The organism is Arenibacter sp. F26102 (assembly GCF_023015865.1).
In the GTDB taxonomy this organism is placed as follows: domain Bacteria; phylum Bacteroidota; class Bacteroidia; order Flavobacteriales; family Flavobacteriaceae; genus Arenibacter.
This window is the reverse complement of record NZ_JALKBC010000007.1, coordinates 119,699-143,411: the sequence shown is the minus strand read 5'-3', so window position 1 is coordinate 143,411 and position 23,713 is coordinate 119,699. Positions and strand designations below refer to the sequence as shown.

The following is a 23,713-nucleotide window of genomic DNA, read 5'->3' as shown; positions in this document are numbered from 1 at the left end:
GCTATCTATTAAAAGTTAACCTCATGGCCTTTCTCTCTTCCGAAAAATTGCCATTCTCATAAGCCAAATGACCATTTACAAAAGTATGGGTTACCTTGGACTTAAACGAGTTTCCTTCAAATGGAGACCACCCACATTTATATGCGATATTTTCCTTCGTCACCGTCCAGGAATCCTTAAGATCCAACACCACTAAATCCGCATAATAACCTTCTTTTATAAATCCGCGATTTTTTACTTGGAACAATTTTGCCGGATTATGGCACATTATTTCAACTATTTTCTCCAAGCTTATCCTTCCTGAATGATAGTATTCCAGCATTGCAGGCAAGGCATGCTGAACCAAAGGACCTCCTGATGGCGCTGATGTGTATACATTCTTCTTTTCCTCCAAAGTATGGGGAGCATGGTCCGTAGCAATCACATCTATACGGTCGTCCAATAAGGCTTCCCAAAGCTGATCCCTATCCGCCGCAGTTTTTACGGCTGGATTCCATTTTATCATAGTTCCCTTGGTGTCGTAATCCTCTTCCGAAAACCAAAGATGATGAATACAGACTTCGGCAGTAATCTTTTTGTCCTCAAGAGGGATATCATTTCTAAAAAGCTCTGTCTCCTTTCCTGTAGAAACATGAAAAACATGAAATCTGGCCCCTGTTTTTTTTGCTAGGGCTATGGCTCTGGAAGAAGAAAGATAACAGGCTTCTGCACTTCTGATCATAGGATGGTATTTAATGGGAATATCATCACCGAATTGAGCCTTGTATTTGGCGAAATTCGCCTTTATCGTAGTCTCATCCTCACAATGTGCAGAAATTACCATCTCGGTATTCCTAAATATCTTTTCGATTACTTCCTCATTATCTACCAACATATTTCCCGTGGAGGACCCTAAAAAGAGTTTAACTCCGGAGCAGGCATTTTTATCCAATTTCTTTATCTCCTCCAAATTATCATTAGTACCCCCAAATAGAAAGGAATAATTGGCAAAGGCAGAATTCCTTGCCATTTCAAATTTGGACTCCAAGGCTTCGATCGTAGTCGTTTGGGGATTGGTATTGGGCTGTTCCATGAAGGAAGTTATTCCGCCAGCAACCGCTGCCCTACTTTCCGTAGCAATGGTACCCTTATGGGTTAGCCCTGGTTCCCTAAAATGCACTTGATCATCTATGACTCCGGGAATTACATATTTCCCGCCCACATCGATGACATTTGCCGCTGTATCCGCAGAAATATTTGCCTCTATTTTAACAATAATATCATCTTCCAGTAATATATCACTAGGGAACACTTTATTGTCATTAACAATTGTGGCGTTTTTTAATAGTATCCTTCCCATTCTAAAACTTATTTTTATGAAATAAACTACTCACTTTCATCTGAATTACCCCGAACACGGCCTCATTTATAATGGAAGCGCTCATCTTGGACTTACCCCTTATTCTATCGGTAAAAATAATAGGAACTTCTTCAATAATATACTTTTTTAAATGGGCCCTGAACTTCATTTCTATTTGAAAGGCATATCCAATGAATTTAATGGAATCCAAATTGATCGTTTCCAAAACCTTTCTCCTATAACAAACAAACCCTGCCGTAGGGTCATGAACCTTCATTCCTGTTATTAATTTAACATAGAACGAAGCAGCATAGGACAACAATATTCGGTGCAATGGCCAATTTACAACATTAATACCCTTCTTATATCGGGACCCCACAGCCACATCTGCCCCATCAACACAAGCTTGGCGCAGTTTTATAAGGTCTATAGGGGCGTGCGAAAAATCGGCGTCCATCTCAAAGATAAATTCATATTCTCTTTCGATTGCCCATTTAAACCCATGAATATAGGCTGTTCCCAATCCAAATTTATCCTGTCTCACCTCTAAAAATAGGCGATCTGAAAATTGTCCCTGCAAATTTTTTACTGCACTGGACGTGCCGTCCGGAGAATTATCATCTACAACCAGAACATGGAAATCCTGTTCCAAAGCAAAGACGGAATGAATAATAAGCTCAATGTTTTCAATTTCATTGAAGGTAGGAATAATGACTAAGCTATCCGCCATCTAGGTATTGCAATTTTAGCAAAAGTAGTATTTTAAAAACTGTAGCGAAAAAACATGGAGGTTTTATGATTTTTTTAAAGATTAAATACCTTCGGAAGTTATCTTTTCACCCCGTGAACGGGACGTTTTCATCATTACCCTTTTTGAATATTTAGATATATCCTGCTGAACATACTTCAAAAAAACCTAAAATAACTTTACCGAAAAGACGGCAATAGGGATGCCTATTCCTTCTTCTTAAAAAAGAAGAATACTAGACCTTATATACTTCATGCACTCTAAGGAACGATAAATACAGCCCTATTTGGCTTCTTGTATTTTTTCCATGGATTTAGTCCAAAAAAAAGCTTAGGTTTGGACTGGATTTCCGAACCATCCTTAAAAATAACAAAGAAACCCGCATTCAACATGCGAGTTAAAATTAGCGCTGGTTGACACTAAATGGAATGGAGAAAACGTTATTACCACTTTCCATTTTGAAATAGAAAACCATTAGCTTAATGGATAGCGGGAGCTGGGAATAATTTTGAGGATATCTCTGGGAATAAACAATAGGCTGGACAAATGGAAGCTATTTTAAGAAATCAGTACGTTGTAGATTGGATAACGATTATCCTATTTTCCAGTATCTTTTTTATGGTGCTCGCCAAAACCACATATTATAGTCGATTTCTCAATTATATAATCCTGCCATTCAATAACAAGTATATATTCCTATACCAAAAGAAGGACAAGCTCTTTAATTGGTTCAGTATTTTCTTCAGTATTTTCCAATTACTTAATTTTTCACTTTTTATCTATTTTATAAACAAGATTTTTTTTCAATTTCCTGAAGAACATCAATTTGGGGCCTATTTAATTATTTTTACCTCACTATTTTTATTTTTGGTCATCAAGATACTTTTGCAATTCGGCAACGGTTTTATCTTTAATGCCAACAAGGTCATTTCTGAAATTGTCTTTAAAAAACTCGCCTACCTCAACTACAGCGGTATTGTAATGTTATTTGCCAATCTTATATTAAATTATGTTTTACAAGAATCCAAAACAGTAATTTTCATAAGTATTTTGTTAGTATTTATAATTAATGCCATTGGTTGGATAACTACATTGAGAAATCATCAAAATTTCCTTGCCAGTAATTTTGTTTATTTTATTTTGTACCTTTGCGCTCTTGAAATAGCACCAATAATTATAGTTGGTAACTATCTAATAGACCGAAGCCTATGAAAGTTAAAACTATTTTGGTTTCACAGCCAGAACCAAAGATGGAAAATTCCCCCTATTCCAAACTTATTGATAAGGAGAAAATAAAGGTAGATTTTAGGCCTTTTATCCACGTGGAAGGTGTTGATGCCAAAATGGTCCGACAGCAAAAAATTGATCTTAATAATTTTACTGCAATTATTCTAACCAGTAGAAATGCAGTAGATCATTTTTTCAGGATTGCGGAAGAAATGAGGTTTAAGGTACCTGATTCCATGAAATATTTTTGTCAGTCGGAAGCAGTAGCTTACTACTTACAAAAGTACGTAGTCTATAGGAAGCGTAAAATTTACGTCGGGAAAATGAATTTTCCTGACTTAAATGCTTTGTTCAAAAAATACAAGGACGAAAAGTTTTTATTACCGTCTTCGGATGTTCTAAAACCCATTGTTCCCGAAACATTGAACAGTTTGGGAATAAATTGGACCAGAGGAATATTCTACAAAACGGTTATAAGCGATCTTTCAGATTTAAGGGACGTATACTATGACGTTTTGGTATTCTTTAGTCCATCTGGAATAGAATCCCTTCTAAAGAACTTCCCTGATTTTAAACAAAACGAAACCAGAATAGCGGTTTTCGGGAATTCTACGGTAAATGCAGCTACGCAAGCGGGACTTAGAATAGACATTCAAGCTCCAACCCCCGAGACTCCTTCTATGACCATGGCACTGCAGAGATACATTACCACGGTAAATAAGAAATAAGTCGAGTCGCGACAATGGCTCTAAAACTTAATTCAGTGATGGATTAACATAAAAAACCCCGAGGCAAGCCTCGGGGTTTTTCTTTTAAAAAGCGTATCGTTGTGGTCCTCCCCGCCTAATTTCCTCATTGGCATAAGCTTCAAATTTTCTAAAATTTTCACGGAAGGCATTTGTTAATTTAAACGCGGTCCTATAGTAGGCCTCGTCATTGTTCCAAGTTGCCCGGGGGCTAAGCACACTTGTAGGGACTCCCGGACACTCCCTTGGTTGTGCCACCCCAAAAACAGAATGGATATGGTATTTGTCATAACTGTACAATCCCAATTCTCCACTGAGGGCTGCATGGATCATTGCACGGGTATATTTTAATTTCATTCTGGTACCCACCCCATAAGGCCCTCCGGTCCATCCTGTATTCACCAACCAGACGTTTACCCCGGCGTCCAACATTTTTTTACTGAGCATTTCAGCATATTTTGTGGGGTGCAGTGGCATAAAGGGTGCTCCAAAACAGGCCGAGAAATTAGGTACGGGCTCAACTACCCCCGCCTCTGTACCAGCCACCTTGGCAGTGTATCCCGAAATAAAATGATAGGCGGCCTGACTAGGAGTCAATTTGGAAATTGGCGGTAAAACTCCAAAAGCATCGGCTGTAAGAAAGAAAATATTCTTCGGATTCTTTCCAATGGAGGGCACTTGAATATTATCTATATTATAAATTGGATAACTCACTCTAGTATTTTGGGTAATGGAAGTATTTTCAAAGTCGACCACACCATTTGCATCCAGAACCACATTTTCCAAAAGGGCCCCTTTCTTTATGGCCCCATAAATTTCAGGCTCATTTTCTGCCGAAAGATTAATGACTTTGGCGTAGCATCCTCCCTCAAAATTAAACACGGTATTTTCTTTTGTCCATCCATGTTCATCATCCCCGATCAATTTTCTATGTGGGTCCGCTGACAAAGTGGTCTTCCCTGTTCCGGAAAGACCAAAAAAGATGGCAGTGTCCCCATCATCGCCCACATTGGCAGAACAATGCATGGGAAGACATTTTTTATATACTGGAAGAATAAAATTCAATGCAGAAAATATGCCCTTCTTAATTTCCCCCGTATATCCCGTACCTCCTATTAAGGCAATCTTTCGGGTGAAATTTAATATGGCAAAATTGTGCTGCCTTGTCCCATCCTGCTCCGCTTTGGCCATAAAACCCGGAGCATTGATGACCGTCCACTCAGGATCAAAACCAATCAATTCGTCTTCAGTAGGCCTTAAAAACATGTTATAGGCAAACATATTGGACCAGGGGTATTCATTTATAACCCTTATATTCATTTTATATTCGTCGTCGGCACAAGCAAAACAATCCCTTACATAAAGCTCCTTTTCATTAAGATATTCTACAACCTTGTTATAAAGTGCATCGAACTTTGCGCTTTCAAAAGGTATATTCACATTTCCCCACCATACCTTATCGGCTGTAATATCATCCTTAACTATAAACCTATCCATAGGTGACCTACCCGTAAATTCACCTGTATTTACGGCCAACGCCCCAGTTGAAGAGGTTAGACCCATGCCTTTTTCTACTGTAATTTCATGTAGTTTGGAAGGTGATAATTGATAGTGGATCTTTTTTGATGAAATGCCATAGGCTTTTAACGAAATCGATCGCCTTGATGGGGTTGATGAATTCATAATAGTTGAGTTTTGTTAGAAAAATATAAAAGCTCCAAGAGCTTGATAGTTTTAATTCGATTGATTTTGATTAAAGACCCTAATCCCTAAAAGTATCCAACCCGTGACCAGGAGAGCACCGCCAATGGGAGTGATTAATGCCATTTTCTTAAAATCAAAACTTGATAGTTCATTGGTTGCCAAAAGATAAATAGAAAAGGAAAAACATATCACACCAGCAACAATAAAATAATAAACGAGCTTTTTTCGCTCTTCGACCAATAAGTTAAATCCTCCCAAGATCATTAGGAACAAAGCATGGTACATCTGATATTTCACTCCTGTTTCGAAGGTACCGATAGCCTTGGCATCCAACATTTCTTCCAGACCGTGTGCCCCAAAAGCACCTAAAAGAACTGCCGTTAGACCAAAAAATAGCCCAGTTCCAAAAATTGTTTTGTTCATAACTTATTGGTGCTTATTCCTTACAAATATAACAATTTGATACCTTAGTATCCGTTAAATAGAAAAGTAAAAAACCAATGCGGCGAAAAATACTTGTTGTGGGCACAGGGAAATCCACCTCCTATTTGTTGGATTATTTACTGCAAAAAGCAGAAGAGGAAAATCTACAACTTACTATTTGTGACTTAAATACCGATGCCCTACCTGACAAAATAAAATTACATCCGGCATGTACTGCCATAAAATTAGACATTTTTAATGATGTGGCCAGAAGAAAGGTAATCAAAGAATCTGATATTGTTATCTCCATGCTCCCTGCCCATTTTCACATCAAGGTTGCCGTGGACTGTATACAATATGGGAAACACTTCGTTACTGCCTCCTATATTAGTGATGAAATAATGGCCTTAGACCAACCAGCAAAAGAAAGAGGTCTTGTTTTTATGAACGAAATTGGATTAGATCCAGGGATAGATCATATGAGTGCCATGCAGGTAATAGATAACATTAGGGACCAAGGTGCCAAAATGATTCTATTCGAATCATTCACCGGAGGTTTAGTGGCCCCCGAAAGTGACAACAACCTCTGGAACTATAAATTTACCTGGAATCCTAGAAACGTTGTTGTGGCCGGCCAAGGAGGTGTAGCCAAATTTATACAAGAAGGAACTTACAAATACATTCCTTACCACAAACTTTTTAGAAGAACAGAATTTTTGGATGTTGAAGGCTACGGGAAATTTGAAGTTTATGCCAACAGGGATTCCTTAAAATACAGGGAAGCCTATGGGTTGCAAAATGTGCTTACTTTATACCGCGGAACCATGCGAAGGGTAGGTTTTTCCAAGGCATGGAATATGTTTGTACAATTGGGCATGACCGATGACAGTTATACCATAGAGAATTCGCAGGGAATGTCTTACCGTGAATTTGTAAACCTCTATCTACCTTATTCTCCGACCAACACAGTAGAACTAAAAATGCGGCATTATCTTAAGATTGATCAGGATGATATAATGTGGGAAAAATTAATGGAACTTCACCTTTTTGATTCCAAAAGAAAAATTGAATTAAAAAATGCTACCCCTGCACAAATTTTGCAGAGAATCTTGGAAGATAGCTGGACCTTGGCCGAAACGGACAAGGATATGATCGTCATGTACCATAAATTTGGATACGAACTTAATGGCAAAAAAGAACAGATAGACTCCAACATGGTGGTCACTGGGGAAGACAGGACATACACTGCAATGGCCAAGACGGTTGGATTACCGGTAGCCATGGCCACCTTACTCATCTTAAACAAAAAAATAACCAATCCCGGGGTACAGTTGCCTATTAGGCGGGAGGTATACGAACCCATTTTAGAGGAATTGAAAAGCTTTGGCATACACTTTAAAGAATATAAAGTACCCTACCTTGGCTATAATCCCGATTCCGTTGCCAGTTAAGGTTTAAAACCATTTTGGTATCTTTATATCATAATTGAAGTATTAATCATGAAATCCAATAACGAAAACGTTAAAATTGATGGTATCGACAAAAAGATCCTAAGATTTTTAATGTCGGATGCCAGAAAGCCTGTTTTGGAAATTGCCAGGAAAATTGGGATTTCAGGTGCCGCTATTCATCAGAGGTTACGCAAATTGGAAGCTTCAGGTTTAATTGCTGGGTCTAAATTTATTATCAATCCAAAAGTATTGGGATATACCACCATGGCCTATATTGGCATCTATTTGGATAAGGCCATGAGCAACCCATTGGCCGTTAAGGAACTTGAAAAAATCCCTGAAGTATTGGAATGCCACTATACTACAGGAAACTGGTCCATTCTTATAAAGGTACTTTGTAGGGACAACGAACACCTTATGCATGTACTTAATAGGGACATACAACAGATAGAAGGGGTATCCAGAACCGAAACCTTTATTTCCTTGGACCAACAGATAGACCGTCAAATAACCATATAAAAAAAGGACACCTATAGATGTCCTTTTTAGTTAAATATTTAAGATTTTATTTAATCCCTTCCGCCCAAGACCTGCATAGCCCAGTAGACTAAGGTTGCCAATGAGCCAATTGCTGCCACCAAATACGTTCTGGCCGCCCATTTTAAAGCATCCTCAGAACCTTTATATTCCTCTGGGGTCACCATATTCTTATTCTTTAACCAAGCCAAGGCTCTATTACTGGCATCATATTCCACAGGTAAAGTGACAAAGCTAAACAAGGTAGCAAGACCCATCATTATTAGACCTGCTACAGCCACCCAATATCCCAGGCCAACACCTGCTGCAGCTCCCAGCATAATTCCGCCAAAAACTACCCACATGGACATTCCAGAAGTAACACTTACCACAGGTACCAATTTGGAACGCAAGGTCAACCATTCATAGGCCGTAGCATGCTGCACGGCATGTCCACATTCGTGGGCCGCAACCGCAGCCGCCGAAGCATTTCTTTGGTTATAGACACCTTCACTTAAATTTACCGTTTTGTTTACAGGATTGTAATGATCCGTTAGCATTCCTGGTGTGGAAATAACCTTTACATCCCTAATTCCATGATCGGCCAACATTTTCTCGGCAATCTCGGCACCACTCATACCATTGCGCAAATGCACTTTGGAATAGAACTTAAATTTACTTTTAAGCTTATTACTAACCAACCAACTTACCAAAGCAATTGCACCCAGTAATATATAATACATCATCATAACGATTTCATTTTTAAAATTTATCGAATATACTAAAGATTCCTTTATTCAATCTGAACTAAATACAGCAAAAAGCTCGCCAAATTATCCATAATTAAACAGGACAGTAAAAAAGGATAATTATCTGACAATTTGTCCCTTCCTACTTATACTTTAACTTAAGCACGATCATAATGAAAATTAACACTGAAGTTATAAAATTGGCCAAAATCATGGGCACACTTTCATGATAAATTCCGTAGATCAACCATAGGACAACTCCTAGAAACATGGCCAAATACATGGTCAATGAAATATCCTTGGTGGACCTATTGCTCCAGGTTTTATGTACCTGTGGCACTAATGAAGAAGTAGTAAGTACGGCTGCTACCAAGCCCATGATCTCTATGTTTTCCATAACCTCGAATACCGTCTATTAATTCTTTGTTCCAATACCTATTTAAATCTACCCAGTCAATTTAGCCCACATCAAATACTATTACAATTAGTCAAAAAACTTAGCCTTTCCCAGTGCCATATTTAACCTACAATGTTAACGATCTTCCCTGGAACAATAATTACCTTTTTAGGGGCACGTCCCTGCAACTGCTCCTGGGTTTTAACATGGGCCATGACGGCAGCTTCAATTTCCTCTTTGGAAAGATCTACCGGCAACTCTATTTTGAAACGCATTTTTCCGTTGAACGAAATGGGGTATTCCTTACTGCTTTCTACCAAATACTTGCCTTCAAATTTAGGAAAGGGAGAAGTTGCAATAGAGGTGTTATGTCCTAACTTGGACCACAGCTCCTCCGCTATATGGGGGGCATAAGACGAGACCAAGACAACCAAAGGTTCCAATATTTCCTTGCTACTACATTTTTGTGCTGCCAACTCGTTTACACAGATCATAAAGGTAGCAACCGAGGTGTTAAAGGAGAAATTCTCTATGTCCTCCTCCACTTTCTTGATAGTCTTATGCAGGGTCTTTAAATTATCTGCCGATGGTTCAGCACCTGTAACCATAAAAGCACCTTCTGTCCCGCCGTGGTATAAACGCCACATTTTTTTTAGGAAACTATAGACCCCACTGATTCCTGCTGTATTCCAAGGCTTGGACTGCTCCAACGGACCTAGGAACATCTCGTACAAACGCAGGGAATCTGCACCATACTCCTCACAAATACTATCCGGACTCACCACATTGTATTTGGATTTGGACATTTTTTCTACCTCGCGGCCTACGATATACTTCCCTTCCTCCAACAGAAATTCGGCATCCTTCAAATCAGAATAAAGAGGATTTTCCTTGAATTTTTTCACATCCAATTCATCAGATGGGTTTACCAATGCCACATCTACATGAAGAGGCTGTACCGATCTATCACCTATTAAGTTTTTTGAAACCAAGGTGTTTTCGCCTTCAATTCTATAAACAAAAGCACTGGTCCCCGTAATCATCCCTTGGTTGATCAATTTTTTGGCAAACTCGGGTTTGGGCACCACCCCTTTGTCGAACAAAAACTTTTGCCAGAAACGGGAGTATAGTAAGTGTCCGGTAGCATGCTCGCTACCACCAATATAAAGGTCCACATCCTGCCAATAATTTATGGCCTTCTGCGAAAATATTTCGTCCTCATTATTCGGATCCATATAGCGGTTAAAGTAGTACGAACTTCCTGCCCACCCTGGCATGGTGTTCAACTCCAATGGAAACACGGATTTATGATCTATTAATTTATTACTGACAACTGTCGAATTATTTACATCCCATGCCCAAATAGTGGCATTGCCCAACGGTGGCTCACCAGTTTCCGTAGGTAGGTATTTCTCTACCTCTGGAAGTACAATGGGTAGATGCTCCTGATCGATCATTTGAGGCATTCCATCTACGTAGTAGACCGGAAAAGGTTCTCCCCAATAGCGCTGGCGACTAAAAACGGCATCGCGCAACCGGTAGTTTATTTTACCTTCCCCTTGACCTAATTTTTCCAATTCAAAAATGACGCGTTTAACTGCTTTTTTATATGGAAGTCCATTTAAAAAATCTGAATTGGTTATTAGCGTCTTTTCCTTATCGGCAAAGGCCTCTTCGGAAATATCCACACCCTCAAAAATATTGGGGATAGATATATTAAAATGTTTTGCAAAGTCATAATCGCGCTGATCACCACAGGGAACGGACATTACCGCCCCGGTACCGTAGCCTGCCAAAACATAGTCGCCTATCCAAATCGGAATAGGTTCCTTGCTAAATGGATGTTCTGCATAAGCACCGGTAAATGCCCCAGTAATGGTCTTTACATCTGCCATACGATCGCGCTCACTGCGTTTGGCCGTGGCCTCAATATATGCGGCTACTTCAGCCTCCTGCTCAGGGGAAGTTATTTTAGCTACCAATTCATGCTCTGGAGCCAAAGTCATAAAACTCACGCCAAAAATAGTGTCTGGACGGGTGGTGAAAACATCAATGACCTCTTCATTTCCTTTCACCTTAAATGTTACTTCTGCACCCTCGGACCTACCGATCCAGTTGGTCTGGGAATCCTTTAACGGTTGCGGCCAATCTACCGTTGCCAAATCATCCAGCAATCGCTGAGCATAGGCGGATATTCGCATACTCCATTGCGTCATTTTTTTACGGATCACAGGGTGTCCACCACGCTCCGAAACCCCGTTAACAATCTCATCATTAGCCAAAACGGTCCCTAATGCTGGACACCAATTGACTTCGGTTTCCGCCAAATATGTCAATCTATATTGTAATAAAATCTCTTGCTGTTGTTTTGGCGTAAATGCCTGCCATTCGGTTGCGGAGAATTCCACCACTTCCTCATCACATACCGCATTAACATTTTGGTTACCTTCTTTTTCAAAAGTGGCAATCAGATTAGAAATATCTTCAGCCTTATTGGCCTGCTTATTGTACCAAGAATTAAAGAGTTGGATAAAGATCCATTGGGTCCATTTGTAATAGTTGGGATCAGAGGTACGTACCTCCCTGCTCCAATCAAAAGAAAAACCAATTTTGTCCAATTGCTCCCGATATCTACCAATGTTGGTCTCGGTTGTTATCGCAGGATGTTGTCCAGTCTGAATTGCGTATTGTTCTGCAGGAAGTCCAAAAGAATCGTACCCCATTGGATGCAGTACGTTAAATCCTTTTTGTCTTTTATAACGAGCATAAATATCACTAGCTATATACCCTAGTGGATGCCCTACGTGCAAACCGGCACCGGAAGGATACGGAAACATGTCCAACACATAAAACTTTTCCTTTGGAGAATCATTTTCTGCCTTAAAGGTTTGTTTTTCCGCCCAAAATTTCTGCCACTTTTCTTCTATCTTCCTGAAATCGTAAGTCATCTAATCTATTGTATTTAAATCCAGTGCACCTACAGCACACCCCTTATTTTCCAATGCAGGGCAAAAATAAGTTTAATCTGTGAAAGCGAAAAGATATTATCTACTTACCTGCCAAAGGTTGAAAACTACATTCATAGGACCACATAGCCATAATCCAATATGTCATATTCTCCCAAATTACATCAATCTTCTTGGACCTGCTTTAATATCGGTACTTTTATTAAATATGCTTTACACCATAATCCGAAATGGTCATTTTGTACTAATAAGGATGATTTTTACCAAAAAATAAACCCAAAGATCTGCTTACTACACTGCATTACTTTAATTAAGGCTGAAAAATGTCACAATTATTTTTAATTCAATTTACTTTCCTATTTTTACATATTGATTTTGTACTATGAGCACATCGTTTGAACGTTTTCAAAAAAGAAAACTGATTTCCTCCTATTTTTCAGTAGTCCTAAGTATTGGACTAGTACTTTTTTTATTGGGAATTTTGGGGCTTCTGGTATTGAACACAAAAAAGTTGGCCGATCATTTTAAGGAGCAAATTACCATATCCGTTTTTCTTAAGGATAATGCCAAAGAAGTGGAAGTAGACCAATTGCAAAAAAGTCTGGCCATGGCAGAATATACCAAAAAGGCCACCTATGTTTCCAAAGAACAGGCTGCTGAACAACACAGTGTTGAGATAGGGGAGAATTTTTTGGATTTCCTTGGATACAACCCCCTTAAAAATTCCATTGATGTACAATTAAAGGCAGATTATGTTTCCACAGATAAAATCGCTGAGATCGCAGAAGAAATTGCTACCAAGGATTATATAGAAGAAGTAAGCTATGACAAACCTTTGATTACCCTCTTAAACGATAATGTAAAGAAACTAAGTTTTTGGATTTTAGTGGCCAGTGGTATTTTTACATTTATCGCGGTATTATTGATCAATAGCTCCATCCGTCTTTCCATTTACTCCAAACGTTTTATAATAAAGACTATGCAGATGGTAGGTGCCACCAAAACATTTATCCGGAGGCCATTTATTTGGACCAATATTAAGTTGGGCGTTCTAGGGGCTATATTGGCCTTAATTGCCCTTGGCTTTGTTGTTTACTATGTAAACATTAATTTTCCCGAGCTAAACCTTTTTCAAGACCCTACGGTTTTGGTATTTCTTTTTGCAAGTGTCTTCGGGTTAGGGGTCCTAATTTCATACATAAGCACTTTTTTCGCAACACAACGTTTCTTAAATCTTAGGACGGACGATTTATATTATTAAATTTGCGGCATGAGTAAAAAACAAAATATTAATCAACAGCAAAAGCCTAGGCAAGAATTTATCTTTCAGAAAAGGAACTACATGTTTATGTTTATTGGCCTAGCCCTCATAAGCTTAGGTTTTATCCTTATGAGCGGTGGCGGAAGTGACGACCCCAATGTATTCAACCCAGAGATTTATAATTTCAGAAGAATTCGCTTAGCGCCTACATTAGTATTGATAGGTCTTGGGATAGAAGTCTACGCCATTCTGTTGAATCCGCATAAGAAGAAATAAATTTGGACATATTAGAGGCTATTATTCTTGCCATTATTGAAGGTATAACCGAATATTTACCGGTTTCTTCAACAGGACACATGATCATTGTATCTTCCTTTTTTGGAATTGCTCAGGAAGATTTTACCAAGTTATTCACTATTGTAATACAATTGGGAACCATACTTTCGGTGGTTGTACTATATTTCAAACGATTTTTCCAAACTATCGATTTTTATTTTAAACTCTTGATTGCTTTTATTCCAGCCGTTGTTTTTGGCCTGCTTCTAAGTGATGTTATAGATTCGCTATTAGAAAGCCCACTTGTGGTAGCTTTTTCTTTGGTGATAGGCGGATTGATCCTACTAAAGGTTGACGATTTATTCGGAAATTCGGACAATACGGATATTTCATACAGCACTGCCTTTAAAATTGGACTTTTCCAGTGTCTGGCCATGATCCCGGGGGTATCCAGAAGTGGCGCCAGTATTGTTGGAGGCATGACCCAAAAGTTATCTCGGACCGCGGCCGCCGAATTTTCATTTTTTCTGGCCGTGCCCACCATGTTGGGAGCTACCCTAAAAAAGAGTTATGACTATTACAACTCAGGTTTCACCCTTACTTCCGACCAGATAAATTTATTGATAATAGGCAATATTGTTGGATTTGTAGTGGCCTTATTCGCTATAAAAACCTTTATTGGATATTTAAGCAAACATGGTTTTAAAGTCTTTGGTTACTACAGGATCGTAGTCGGAATTGCCATTATTGTAATTCATTATTTTATTTGGCCACTAACCGTAATATAATGACGAAGGAAGACTTTTTGGAAGGACAGGTATTACTTATAAACAAACCTTTGGGCTGGACGTCTTTTCAGGCAGTGAATTCCTTAAAATGGAATATTAGAAAGAAATTTGAGTTAAAAAAAATTAAGATCGGCCACGCTGGGACCCTTGATCCATTAGCCACTGGATTATTGCTCATCTGTACTGGAAAATTTACCAAGACTATAAACGAACTCCAAGGTCAGGAAAAGGAATATACCGGCACTATTACTTTAGGTGGAACAACCCCATCCTTTGACCTGGAAACGGAAATAAACGAAAATTTCCCCGTAGATCATATTACGGACGAAATGATACACGCCACTACCACACAATTTATCGGCGATATTGAACAAGTTCCACCAGTGTTCTCGGCATTGAAAAAAGACGGGAAAAGACTGTATGAATACGCAAGGGAGGGCAAAGAGGTGGAAATTAAAAAAAGAGCGGTCACTGTTACCGAATTCGAAATAACGCAGATAGAATTGCCAAAAGTTCATTTTAGAGTGGTGTGCAGTAAAGGCACCTATATTAGGTCATTGGCGAATGATTTTGGGAAAGCCCTCCAATCTGGTGCCCATTTATCCTCCCTGAAAAGAACCAAAATAGGTGATTACAACGTAAATAAAGCCATAACCCCCGAGGAATTTGGTAATTTACTGCAAATCGATAGTTAAAAAAACTTCGAAAATTAAGGTGGTAACCTAACCGTTCGTCGATAATTTGAAATATTTTTGATAAAACGTGGTTATATCACTATGAATTTGAGTCGGAAACAACTTTCTTTTTTAATAACTTTCTTTTCCATGTCCTTGGTCGTACTAAGTTTGTACAACATCCACTTGGGACAAAAGGAAAAAGAGGAGTATGTTATTGAATTAAGTCTTCTGGAGGAGGAGGAAGACCTTGTTAAGGAATTAGAGGAAGAAATAAAGGACATGGAGGAAATGGCCAAGTCCGAACCTGTTAAAAGTCATATGGCCTATAACGAAGCCAACAAACCTAGTTTTGGCAACCCCGAACCGCTTAAAACTCTCGAGGAAATAATGGAGGAACAGGAGTTGTCCTCAGATAGTGATGACCCAACGGACTATCTAAGTTCCGACTCCGAATACGCAGCAAGAGTAAAGGAGCTGGCCAAAAGAAGAAGGGAAAAGCAAGAGCTTTTAGGGGAAAAAGAAGCGAGCAAAGAAGTAATGACCAACAATTTGGCCAAAAGAAGGACCTCAATTTCCTATTCTTTGGTGGATAGAAGGCATACCAGCCTTCCTATACCCATTTACACTTGTATTGAAGGCGGTAAGGTGGTCATTAATATTAAAGTTGACCCCTTAGGAAAGGTTATAGAGGCCGATGTAAATAAAAAAAGCTCCAGTACACTCAATGGGTGCTTGGTAGACAATGCCATCGAATATGCCTTAAAATCAAAATTCAATGCTGGTGAAAAAGTAGAACAAATGGGTACTATCACCTATTTATTCCAGGAAAAGCAACGATAATAAGTCGCTAACCGTATTTTGACCCTTATCCTTGTTATACCATATCTGTAAATCCTGTTTGAATTCTGGAGACAAATTTCCGTGCTCCTTTTTGTGGTCCTGAACCATTTTGGCAGCTGTACTTGGCCGGGAACCCCATTCACCAATAATTTTACCGGTAGCATCATCAATAGAAATCAATTTTGGGATAGCCATAGCACCATTGGACAAAAACTGCTCCATTAATTCCAAATTTTCATCGCGCAATACAAGTCGTAAGGAAATATTCTTATTCCGACTTGCTATTTTATTCATAACTGGTATGGTTTGGGCAGCATCGCCACACCAACTTTCCGTAAGTACCAACCAAGTAATTTTTTGGTCTACCTCTTTAATTTTTGATTCCGAATCAGCGTCGATCTTAATTGTCTTGTCCAAACGTTTCATCCGTTGATCATTCAGAATCGTATAATTACCAAGTTCCTGGCTTTGTACTGATCCCGTAGATTTTCCCGCTATAGCTAAATTGGCAACCATAAGCCTGTAATCCTCATAAGCCATAGCTCCCTTTAATCCATCTTGCACAACCTCCCGTTTAGTCCTCTTTACTGTTTGTTCCATAAAATTTTCAGAATATTTTAACCAAAATTAACCCTGCCAAGATCAATAATTGGTAACATAAGTTACATTGGTAGCATTGCTACCTAAATACTTACATATCTCTTAAATAAGTGGAAATATTAGTGGTTCAGGGCTCGTTTTTTGATCATTCCGCCTTTAGTATCGTTAATACTGTTCATTACAACAAAGGCATCGGGGTCTATCTTTTCCAGTTCCGTGTTTAATTTACTGATCTCCAATCTAGTGATTACCGCATAAATAATGTCATACTCATTATGGACACCACTTCTACCGTAACCACCATGACCCTTATAGATGGTAAGCCCCCTGCCCAGTTTTTCCGTAATCATAAGTCTAATCTCTTCGCTACGTGAAGATATAATGGTAACTCCGGTATACTCTTCAATCCCATCGACCACAAAATCCAAAGTTTTTGAAGCCGACAAATAGGTCAACATAGAATAAAGCGCCGTTTCCAAAGAAAGAAAATAGGCGGCTGCCAAGAATATTATAACATTAATTACTATTATATTATCCCCGATCTTGGTCCTTAATTTTCTACTCAGATAAATGGCCAGCACCTCGGTGCCATCCAACACTCCACCTCCTCTAATGGAAAGGCCAATACCGGCACCAAGAAAGAACCCACCAAAAACTGCTACCAAAAGTTTGTCCTCGGTCACTTCCGGAAAGTGCACCGTAGCCAATACTATGGCCAAGCCAAGAATTGCCAGGGAGGCCTTAATGGCAAATTGCTTACCTATCACTTTAAAACCAAGATATATAAAGGGAATATTAACAAGTATGATCAGTATATATAATGGCGTAGATGTGATTTCGGAAATCAAAAGTGAAATTCCCGTAGCACCACCATCAATAAAGCTATTGGGCAATAAAAAACTTTCCAGACCAAAAGCGGCAGAAAAAATCCCTGCTATAATAAACAAAGCATCGTGAATATTAGCGAAAATTCCAACCCTAAATCTTCTGGACTTTTTCCAATAGGAATACAAATTGGATTTAAAGTCATGACTCTTTTTCTTTCTTTCCGGCATATTATAGTATTAAAATAGGTTTTATTAATAGCTAGGACCTATTATCATCTTACTTCCTATTAATCATTTTTAAATACGTTATAAAAAAATAAATTGCGAAGTTCCAAGGTTGTGAAATTAAAAAATCAATTTTTAAAAACGGAGACCACTACCATGATTATTGTAATTAATTTACAAGCTAATGTTGAGCATTTAAGGTTATGATGCCAATATACTATCTTTGCTTTACGATTTACATCTTATAATGAAATTTCTGCTCCATTTTATCACAAGCCTCTTTTGCCTCTATGGTCTATATGGCCAAAGTGCTATTGACAAGGCAATACGAAAGTTCAACAATAACAGTGTGCCTTATATAAAGGTGGAGGAATTAATACAGAACAACCAGTTCTTACTCCTTGATACGAGGAGAAAAGAGGAATTTGAGGTAAGTCATCTTAAAAATGCCGTATGGGTCGGTGACAAAGAATTTGATTTGGACACGGTTTCCGACAGCATTCCCGATAAAAACACACCCATTATTGTCTATTGTTCCATTGGGGTGCGATCTGAAGATGTGGGAGAAAGGCTTTTAAAAAAAGGGTTATGCACAGGTTTACAATTTATACGGGGGTATTTTTGAATGGAAAAATAAAGGTTTTAAAGTATATGATTCTATTGGACAAGAAACGAATAGAGTGCATGCCTTTAATAAACATTGGGGCAAAATGTTGACCAATGCAAATAAAGTATACGATTCCAGAAAACATAAGAATTAAATGCCGATATCGCCATTAGCCAGGAATTTGTTATAAGTTGAATGCTGGTTATAAAGAAGACCCATAAATTCCCCCATTTCTACACTACATATAGTAATGAATCCGAACTAATAACGACCATTAAGACCAAGCCCTATAAATTGGCCACACATTTCAGAGATACTATGATCCACCCCAAAGACTTACTATTAATTTTTACCCGTAACCCTGAACTGGGCAAGTGTAAAACTAGATTGGCTGCAACAGTAGGTGATGAAATTGCCTTGGACATATATAAATTTTTGCTTAATCACACCAAAAATTTTACGAAGGGCTTAAACATCAGCAAATGGGTGTGTTATTCCGATCATATTTGGGAAAATGATATATGGGACAACTCCATTTACAACAAAAAAGTGCAATATGGCGATGAATTAGGACAGCGCATGGCCAATGCTTTTATGGACGGATTTGAGGCAGGTCATGAAAAAATTATTATTATTGGAAGTGACATGTACGACTTGTCCGAGAATGAATTAAAGGAAGCTTTTTACTCCCTGGATAATCATGATTATGTAATAGGGCCCGCTATTGATGGCGGTTATTATTTGCTGGGAATGAAAGTCTTTAACCCTACTCTTTTTGAAAATAAAATTTGGGGCACGGACACTGTGCTGGAGTCTACTTTACAAGATCTAAAAGATGAAAACTATGTTTTGCTGGCACCTAAAAATGACATTGACAATTTTGAAGACATTAAGGATATTGAAATATTTCGCACCTTTTTAAAAAATTGAAATTATATGACTAGTAAATTACTAAAGGAATCTACGGACTATTTAATAGGAAAGGGTTTTGAAGCCCCTGAAATTGGAATAGTATTAGGAACCGGTTTAGGTAAATTGGCAGAGGACATTGAAAATCCAATAGAAGCCCATTACAACCATATACCCTATTTTCCTCTGGCTACTGTAGAATTCCATTCAGGTAAATTGATATACGGTATTTTGGAAGGCAAAAAAGTAGTTGTTATGCAGGGCAGATTTCATTTTTATGAAGGCTACGACCTATTGGATGTTACTTACCCTATTCGGGTGATGCACTTATTAGGTATAAAAAAACTTTTCATATCCAACGCGGCAGGGGCCATAAATCCCAATTTCAAGAAAGGTGACATCATGCTAATAGAGGACCATATTAACCTTCAAGGCGGGTCGCCCTTAGCGTTTAAAAACGTAAGTGAATTCGGTGATCGTTTTACGGATATGAGTGAGCCATATGATGTTTCTATGCGTAATAGCTTGGAGAAAATAGCAAAAAAAGAAAATATATCCCTCCAGAAAGGAGTTTACGCCTCAGTGGTAGGGCCTCAACTGGAAACAAAGGCAGAATACCGAATGCTAAAAATCATTGGGGCCGATGCCGTGGGAATGAGTACAGTTCCGGAAGTAATTGTTGCCAATCATTTACGATTACCAATAGTGGCCGTATCGGTGCTAACAGACGAATGCGATCCGGACAACTTAAAGCCGGTAAATATTGCCGAAATAATTGAAATTGCTGGGAAAACCGAACCAAAAATGATAAAGTTATTTAGGGAATTAATTAGGGAAATTTAATAATAAGTATTGAGTATCGAAGAAAGGCAATTTTAAACCTGATGACAAATTTTTAAGCAAAAAGACATGAGTTATTTAGAAGCCACAAATGAATTATATAAGAATGCAGCATTAACCCCTGAGGTTGGACTGTGTTGTACCACAAATCCCATCTGGCAGTTTCCCGGGTTGTCCATTCCTAAAATAATGCAGGAGATGAACTATGGTTGCGGAAGCACAGTATCTGCCCAGGATTTGGTAAACAACCCAAAAGTCTTATATGTGGGAGTTGGGGGCGGAATGGAACTGTTGCAATTTTCATATTTCTCCAGGCAAAAAGGAGGGGTTACAGGAGTTGATGTTGTGGATGAAATGTTGGAGGCTTCAAGAGAAAATTTCAAAATAGCTGAAAAGGAAAACTCTTGGTTTAAAAATGAGTACGTAAACCTCGTAAAAGGGGATGCACTAAACTTACCAATAGCAGACCATAGTATAGATGTGGCTGCTCAAAACTGCCTATTTAACATTTTTAAGGCCGAAGATTTAAAAAAAGCGGTGGCTGAGATGTACCGTGTATTGAAACCACATGGCCGATTGGTTATGAGCGACCCCACTTGCGAACAGCCTATGAACGAAACACTTCGTAACGATGATCGACTTAGAGCTCTTTGTTTAAGCGGCAGTATCCCAATAAAGGATTATGTAAAGGTTTTGACAGATGCAGGATTTGGTACCGTAGAGATTAGAGCACGAAAATCATACCGGGTACTCTCGCCCAATCACTATCCCACAGATGACTTAATCTTTATTGAATCTATTGAAATTGCTGCCATCAAGGACCCTATGCCCAAGGATGGCCCCTGCATTTTTACAGGAAAAACAGCCATTTATTATGGTAATGAAGAATATTTTGATGATAAAAACGGCCATGTTCTAATGCAAAACCAGCCTTTGGCAGTATGTGACAAAACAGCATCTGCACTGCAAAAAAGTAATTCCGAAATTCATATAAGTAAAAGTACCTGGCACTATAATGGTGGGGGTTGCTGTTAAACATCAATATGATGTAAGGTTTGAGTGTTTGGCTACACTAATTAAAAGTAAATAAAATTCCATGCGCCTTACATTATCACTATTACTGCTTCTATTTTTGACACACAGTGTTCAGAGTGCTGTCCTTACCTCAAGGTATAGGGAAAATTATGCTCCCAAAATTAATTTGCAATTAGATCATACCAATTGGGAGAAATTACTCAAAAAGTATGTAGATAATATTGGAAATGTTGACTACAAAGGCTTTACCAAGGATATCTCGGAATTGCAAAGTTACTTGGATTATTTGGCGAAGAACCGTCCAACCGACAAAGCAACCAAATCCGAAAGACTAGCTTATTACATCAACCTTTATAATGCAGCGACGGTGAAACTAATTTTGGACAATTATCCTACCAAAAGTATCAAGAACATAAAAAATCCCTGGGGAAAGGATATTGTAGAGATAGGGAATGAAAAAATATCCCTGGGCGACCTGGAACACAAAATACTACGAAAAATGAATGAGCCTCGTATCCATTTTGCCATCAACTGTGCCTCCTATTCCTGTCCAAAATTATTGAACACTGCATTTAATGCTGCCAATCTTGAAAAACTATTGGAACAGGCGGCTGCAGATTTTATCAATGACCCAAAAAGAAATGTTCTGACCAAGGAAAAAGCCTCCTTGTCCGAAATTTTTAACTGGTACAAAAAAGACTTCACCGAAAAAGGATCGTTGGTAGATTATATAAATAAATATGCTACTCAAAAGCTGACATCAAACACCAAAATAAGTTATTTAAACTATAATTGGGATTTAAATGAAATTGAGTAATTCCTTAGATATAAGCATTATAATCCCGGTCCTCAATGAATCTGAGCACATTAGCACTTTATTGGATCACTTGTCCGTGAATAGCAGTTCAGGGAATATTAAGGAAGTAATTGTGGTTGATGGGGGAAGTACTGACGATACTATTGCCATGGCACGAGCCAAGGGCGCAATAGTTATATCCTCCGAAAAAGGACGTGCCAAACAAATGAATCTTGGCGCTAGGGTCGCATCTGGCTCGTTACTTTACTTTTTACACGCCGATACCTATCCTCCCAAAAACTTTGATCTTTATATCATAAATGCGTATAACAACAATATAACTTCAGGCTGCTTTAGAATGAGATTTAATACCTCTAAAAAGTTCTTGCAATTCTTTGCATGGTTCAGCAGAATTAACCACAAATTATGCAGGGGCGGCGATCAATCGCTGTTTATTCTCAAGGAGCTATTCCAAAAATCGGGTGGCTTTAACGAGAATTATATCATATACGAGGACACTGAATTTATTGGGCGTCTTTACAAAATATCAAATTTTAAAGTACTGCCACAAAACGTTATAACCTCCGCAAGAAAATATGAACAGCATGGCTCCTTTAGACTTCAATATCACTTCGGAATAATTCACTTGAAGAATTTATTGGGTTTTGGCCCAGATCAATTGTATAAGTATTACAAGAAAAAAATTGTCTCTTAAGGCTCCTTATTTACTGGTTTCATAATCCAGCAATACTCCTTCAGAAATCCACTTGGCAAGGGCCTGTCTATTATCTGGATCCAAGATTCGCCTTTGGTCCTTTTTGTTTTTAATATTACCAACTTCTATATAAGCCATGGCCGGTAAGGTGTTTTTTACTAAATACAACCCACTACGATCTGCGAAGGTCCCCTCATAGTTCCTATTTGGCTGATATTGTCTGTACTTTTTCAAAAAGGTTTCATGGATACTTTCCGCCAAACGCTTTCCATTCTTACTGTTCTCATGATGATAGAAGAACACATCTATATTCTGCCCCCTGCTTCGGCTATCCACATGGGTAACGATCAACCGCTGATATTTCCCTGAATTTTCCAAATACAGTTTGTTCACTGCATCAACACGCTGTTTTAATCGCATTAATTGGTTCAATGGAATTTCTTCATTAGGATAGGCCACCTCATCCCTATCTATTTCCAGCACCCGTTGATCCCTTATTCCATCGTTTAAATCCCTAATTATAATATAAGTCTTGGCTCCATGGGAAATAAGCTCTTTGGCCAAGCGCAGCGTAATATCATAGGCATACTCGTCCTCCGCAATTATTTTGCCCTCATATTTTTCAATGGCGCCAGGGTCGGGCCCGCCATGACCGGATATTAAATAATAAACGTTTCCCTGTAACTTATTACTTTTTATCTCCGTATTAGCATATTTTTTTCCAAAAATGTCATCTGAAATGATATTGGAAACAGACTTGATTTCTGTTGCTTTTTTCTCAACGGCTTCCGTTATAGCCACGGTATCCAAAGCCACTGGAGGTATAATGTACTCCCTTCCCTCATAAAGGTGCATGCTATCCCTTAAATTATCATGATTAAGATCAACAAAGTGTCCGTAGTGTCTAACCGGGTTAATCCCTTGCTTCCTAAGTATGGAATAAATTCCGTCCCCTTTTTCAGCAATTACGGTTTTAACCGAGGTTTGGGAAAAAACGGGAAACGACATTAAGGCAGTTATGCAAAATATTACAAAAGGTTTTATTACCAAC

General features: G+C 38.5%; 25 protein-coding genes. 15 read left to right on the top strand and 10 right to left on the bottom strand.

The genetic code is table 11. The features are described 5' to 3' along the window. Position 1 precedes the first annotated feature (1 nt). A complete protein-coding gene (locus MWU78_RS12005; RefSeq protein WP_246998020.1) occupies positions 2 to 1,339 on the bottom strand; it encodes a dihydroorotase in 1,338 nt (445 codons plus the stop codon). A 1-nt stretch (position 1,340) separates the two neighbouring features. Further along, a complete protein-coding gene (locus MWU78_RS12000; protein ID WP_246998018.1) occupies positions 1,341 to 2,069 on the bottom strand; it encodes a polyprenol monophosphomannose synthase in 729 nt (242 codons plus the stop codon). Positions 2,070 to 2,633: 564 nt separating this feature from the next. Between MWU78_RS12000 and MWU78_RS11995 the strand changes: the two genes are divergently transcribed. Together MWU78_RS11995 and MWU78_RS11990 are read left to right on the top strand one after the other, a co-directional pair. After that, entirely contained in the window at positions 2,634 to 3,299 is a 666-nt protein-coding gene (locus MWU78_RS11995) for a DUF4271 domain-containing protein (protein ID WP_246998016.1), read from the top strand. After that, on the top strand, positions 3,296 to 4,042 hold the full coding sequence (locus MWU78_RS11990) for a uroporphyrinogen-III synthase (protein ID WP_246998013.1): 747 nt from the start codon (positions 3,296 to 3,298) through the stop codon (positions 4,040 to 4,042). The genes MWU78_RS11995 and MWU78_RS11990 overlap by 4 nt, the downstream gene beginning before the upstream one ends. A gap of 84 nt (positions 4,043 to 4,126) precedes the next feature. Here the strand turns inward: MWU78_RS11990 and pckA are convergent, their stop codons facing one another. Both pckA and MWU78_RS11980 read right to left on the bottom strand, forming a co-directional pair. Beyond that, complete coding sequence (pckA, locus tag MWU78_RS11985; RefSeq protein WP_246998011.1) at positions 4,127 to 5,743, bottom strand: phosphoenolpyruvate carboxykinase (ATP); 1,617 nt, start codon at positions 5,741 to 5,743, stop codon at positions 4,127 to 4,129. Between the two features lie 51 nt (positions 5,744 to 5,794). Then, positions 5,795 to 6,187, bottom strand: coding sequence for a DUF423 domain-containing protein (locus tag MWU78_RS11980; protein ID WP_246998009.1), 393 nt, complete (start codon positions 6,185 to 6,187; stop codon positions 5,795 to 5,797). Between the two features lie 77 nt (positions 6,188 to 6,264). Between MWU78_RS11980 and MWU78_RS11975 the strand changes: the two genes are divergently transcribed. Together MWU78_RS11975 and MWU78_RS11970 are read left to right on the top strand one after the other, a co-directional pair. Beyond that, a complete protein-coding gene (locus MWU78_RS11975) occupies positions 6,265 to 7,638 on the top strand; it encodes a saccharopine dehydrogenase family protein (RefSeq protein WP_246998007.1) in 1,374 nt (457 codons plus the stop codon). A 48-nt stretch (positions 7,639 to 7,686) separates the two neighbouring features. Beyond that, positions 7,687 to 8,157, top strand: a complete 471-nt coding sequence (locus MWU78_RS11970) for an Lrp/AsnC ligand binding domain-containing protein (RefSeq protein WP_187581132.1) — start codon at positions 7,687 to 7,689, stop codon at positions 8,155 to 8,157. Between the two features lie 50 nt (positions 8,158 to 8,207). Here the strand turns inward: MWU78_RS11970 and MWU78_RS11965 are convergent, their stop codons facing one another. From MWU78_RS11965 to leuS, 3 genes are all read right to left on the bottom strand, one after another. Continuing rightward, a complete protein-coding gene (locus tag MWU78_RS11965; protein WP_246998005.1) occupies positions 8,208 to 8,903 on the bottom strand; it encodes a zinc metallopeptidase in 696 nt (231 codons plus the stop codon). A 142-nt stretch (positions 8,904 to 9,045) separates the two neighbouring features. Then, a complete protein-coding gene (locus MWU78_RS11960) occupies positions 9,046 to 9,300 on the bottom strand; it encodes a SemiSWEET transporter (RefSeq protein ID WP_246998004.1) in 255 nt (84 codons plus the stop codon). A 122-nt stretch (positions 9,301 to 9,422) separates the two neighbouring features. Beyond that, positions 9,423 to 12,248, bottom strand: a complete 2,826-nt coding sequence (leuS, locus tag MWU78_RS11955; RefSeq protein WP_246998002.1) for a leucine--tRNA ligase — start codon at positions 12,246 to 12,248, stop codon at positions 9,423 to 9,425. Positions 12,249 to 12,648: 400 nt separating this feature from the next. Between leuS and MWU78_RS11950 the strand changes: the two genes are divergently transcribed. The 5 genes from MWU78_RS11950 to MWU78_RS11930 all read left to right on the top strand — a co-directional run bounded on the left by MWU78_RS11950 (position 12,649) and on the right by MWU78_RS11930 (position 16,108). Then, a complete protein-coding gene (locus tag MWU78_RS11950; RefSeq protein WP_246998000.1) occupies positions 12,649 to 13,527 on the top strand; it encodes a permease-like cell division protein FtsX in 879 nt (292 codons plus the stop codon). A gap of 9 nt (positions 13,528 to 13,536) precedes the next feature. Continuing rightward, positions 13,537 to 13,803, top strand: coding sequence for a DUF3098 domain-containing protein (locus MWU78_RS11945; protein ID WP_246997998.1), 267 nt, complete (start codon positions 13,537 to 13,539; stop codon positions 13,801 to 13,803). 2 nt (positions 13,804 to 13,805) lie between these two features. Continuing rightward, entirely contained in the window at positions 13,806 to 14,591 is a 786-nt protein-coding gene (locus tag MWU78_RS11940; RefSeq protein ID WP_246997997.1) for an undecaprenyl-diphosphate phosphatase, read from the top strand. Continuing rightward, positions 14,591 to 15,286 carry a tRNA pseudouridine(55) synthase TruB gene (gene truB / locus MWU78_RS11935; protein WP_246997996.1) on the top strand — a complete coding sequence of 232 codons (696 nt, stop codon included), beginning with the start codon at positions 14,591 to 14,593 and terminating at the stop codon, positions 15,284 to 15,286. The genes MWU78_RS11940 and truB overlap by 1 nt, the downstream gene beginning before the upstream one ends. Before the next feature lie 81 nt (positions 15,287 to 15,367). Further along, entirely contained in the window at positions 15,368 to 16,108 is a 741-nt protein-coding gene (locus MWU78_RS11930) for a hypothetical protein (RefSeq protein WP_246997995.1), read from the top strand. Here MWU78_RS11930 and MWU78_RS11925 read toward each other — a convergent pair. Together MWU78_RS11925 and MWU78_RS11920 are read right to left on the bottom strand one after the other, a co-directional pair. Beyond that, complete coding sequence (locus MWU78_RS11925; protein ID WP_246997994.1) at positions 16,085 to 16,708, bottom strand: thioredoxin family protein; 624 nt, start codon at positions 16,706 to 16,708, stop codon at positions 16,085 to 16,087. The two genes, MWU78_RS11930 and MWU78_RS11925, sit on opposite strands and share 24 nt — an antisense overlap. A gap of 119 nt (positions 16,709 to 16,827) precedes the next feature. Then, positions 16,828 to 17,763 (bottom strand): YitT family protein, encoded by a 936-nt coding sequence (locus MWU78_RS11920; protein WP_246997993.1) that lies wholly within the window; start codon positions 17,761 to 17,763, stop codon positions 16,828 to 16,830. A gap of 244 nt (positions 17,764 to 18,007) precedes the next feature. Here MWU78_RS11920 and MWU78_RS11915 point away from each other — a divergent pair, with 244 nt between their 5' ends. The 6 genes from MWU78_RS11915 (at position 18,008) to MWU78_RS11890 (ending at position 22,662) form a co-directional block, all read left to right on the top strand. Beyond that, positions 18,008 to 18,385: a rhodanese-like domain-containing protein gene (locus MWU78_RS11915; protein ID WP_348647083.1), complete on the top strand. Its 378-nt coding sequence runs from the start codon at positions 18,008 to 18,010 to the stop codon at positions 18,383 to 18,385. Between the two features lie 177 nt (positions 18,386 to 18,562). Continuing rightward, positions 18,563 to 19,297, top strand: a complete 735-nt coding sequence (locus MWU78_RS11910; RefSeq protein ID WP_348647082.1) for a TIGR04282 family arsenosugar biosynthesis glycosyltransferase — start codon at positions 18,563 to 18,565, stop codon at positions 19,295 to 19,297. A gap of 6 nt (positions 19,298 to 19,303) precedes the next feature. After that, complete coding sequence (locus MWU78_RS11905; protein WP_246997992.1) at positions 19,304 to 20,119, top strand: purine-nucleoside phosphorylase; 816 nt, start codon at positions 19,304 to 19,306, stop codon at positions 20,117 to 20,119. A gap of 66 nt (positions 20,120 to 20,185) precedes the next feature. Then, positions 20,186 to 21,151, top strand: coding sequence for an arsenosugar biosynthesis arsenite methyltransferase ArsM (arsM, locus tag MWU78_RS11900; RefSeq protein ID WP_246997991.1), 966 nt, complete (start codon positions 20,186 to 20,188; stop codon positions 21,149 to 21,151). 61 nt (positions 21,152 to 21,212) lie between these two features. Beyond that, positions 21,213 to 21,968: a DUF547 domain-containing protein gene (locus MWU78_RS11895; RefSeq protein WP_246997990.1), complete on the top strand. Its 756-nt coding sequence runs from the start codon at positions 21,213 to 21,215 to the stop codon at positions 21,966 to 21,968. Beyond that, positions 21,955 to 22,662, top strand: coding sequence for a TIGR04283 family arsenosugar biosynthesis glycosyltransferase (locus MWU78_RS11890; protein WP_246997989.1), 708 nt, complete (start codon positions 21,955 to 21,957; stop codon positions 22,660 to 22,662). Before MWU78_RS11895 ends, MWU78_RS11890 begins: the two co-directional genes overlap by 14 nt. A 6-nt stretch (positions 22,663 to 22,668) precedes the next feature. On the opposite strand, the gene MWU78_RS11885 is transcribed toward MWU78_RS11890, so the two are convergent. Then, positions 22,669 to 23,670, bottom strand: a complete 1,002-nt coding sequence (locus MWU78_RS11885) for an N-acetylmuramoyl-L-alanine amidase (RefSeq protein ID WP_246997988.1) — start codon at positions 23,668 to 23,670, stop codon at positions 22,669 to 22,671. Between the last annotated feature and the right edge of the window lie 43 nt (positions 23,671 to 23,713).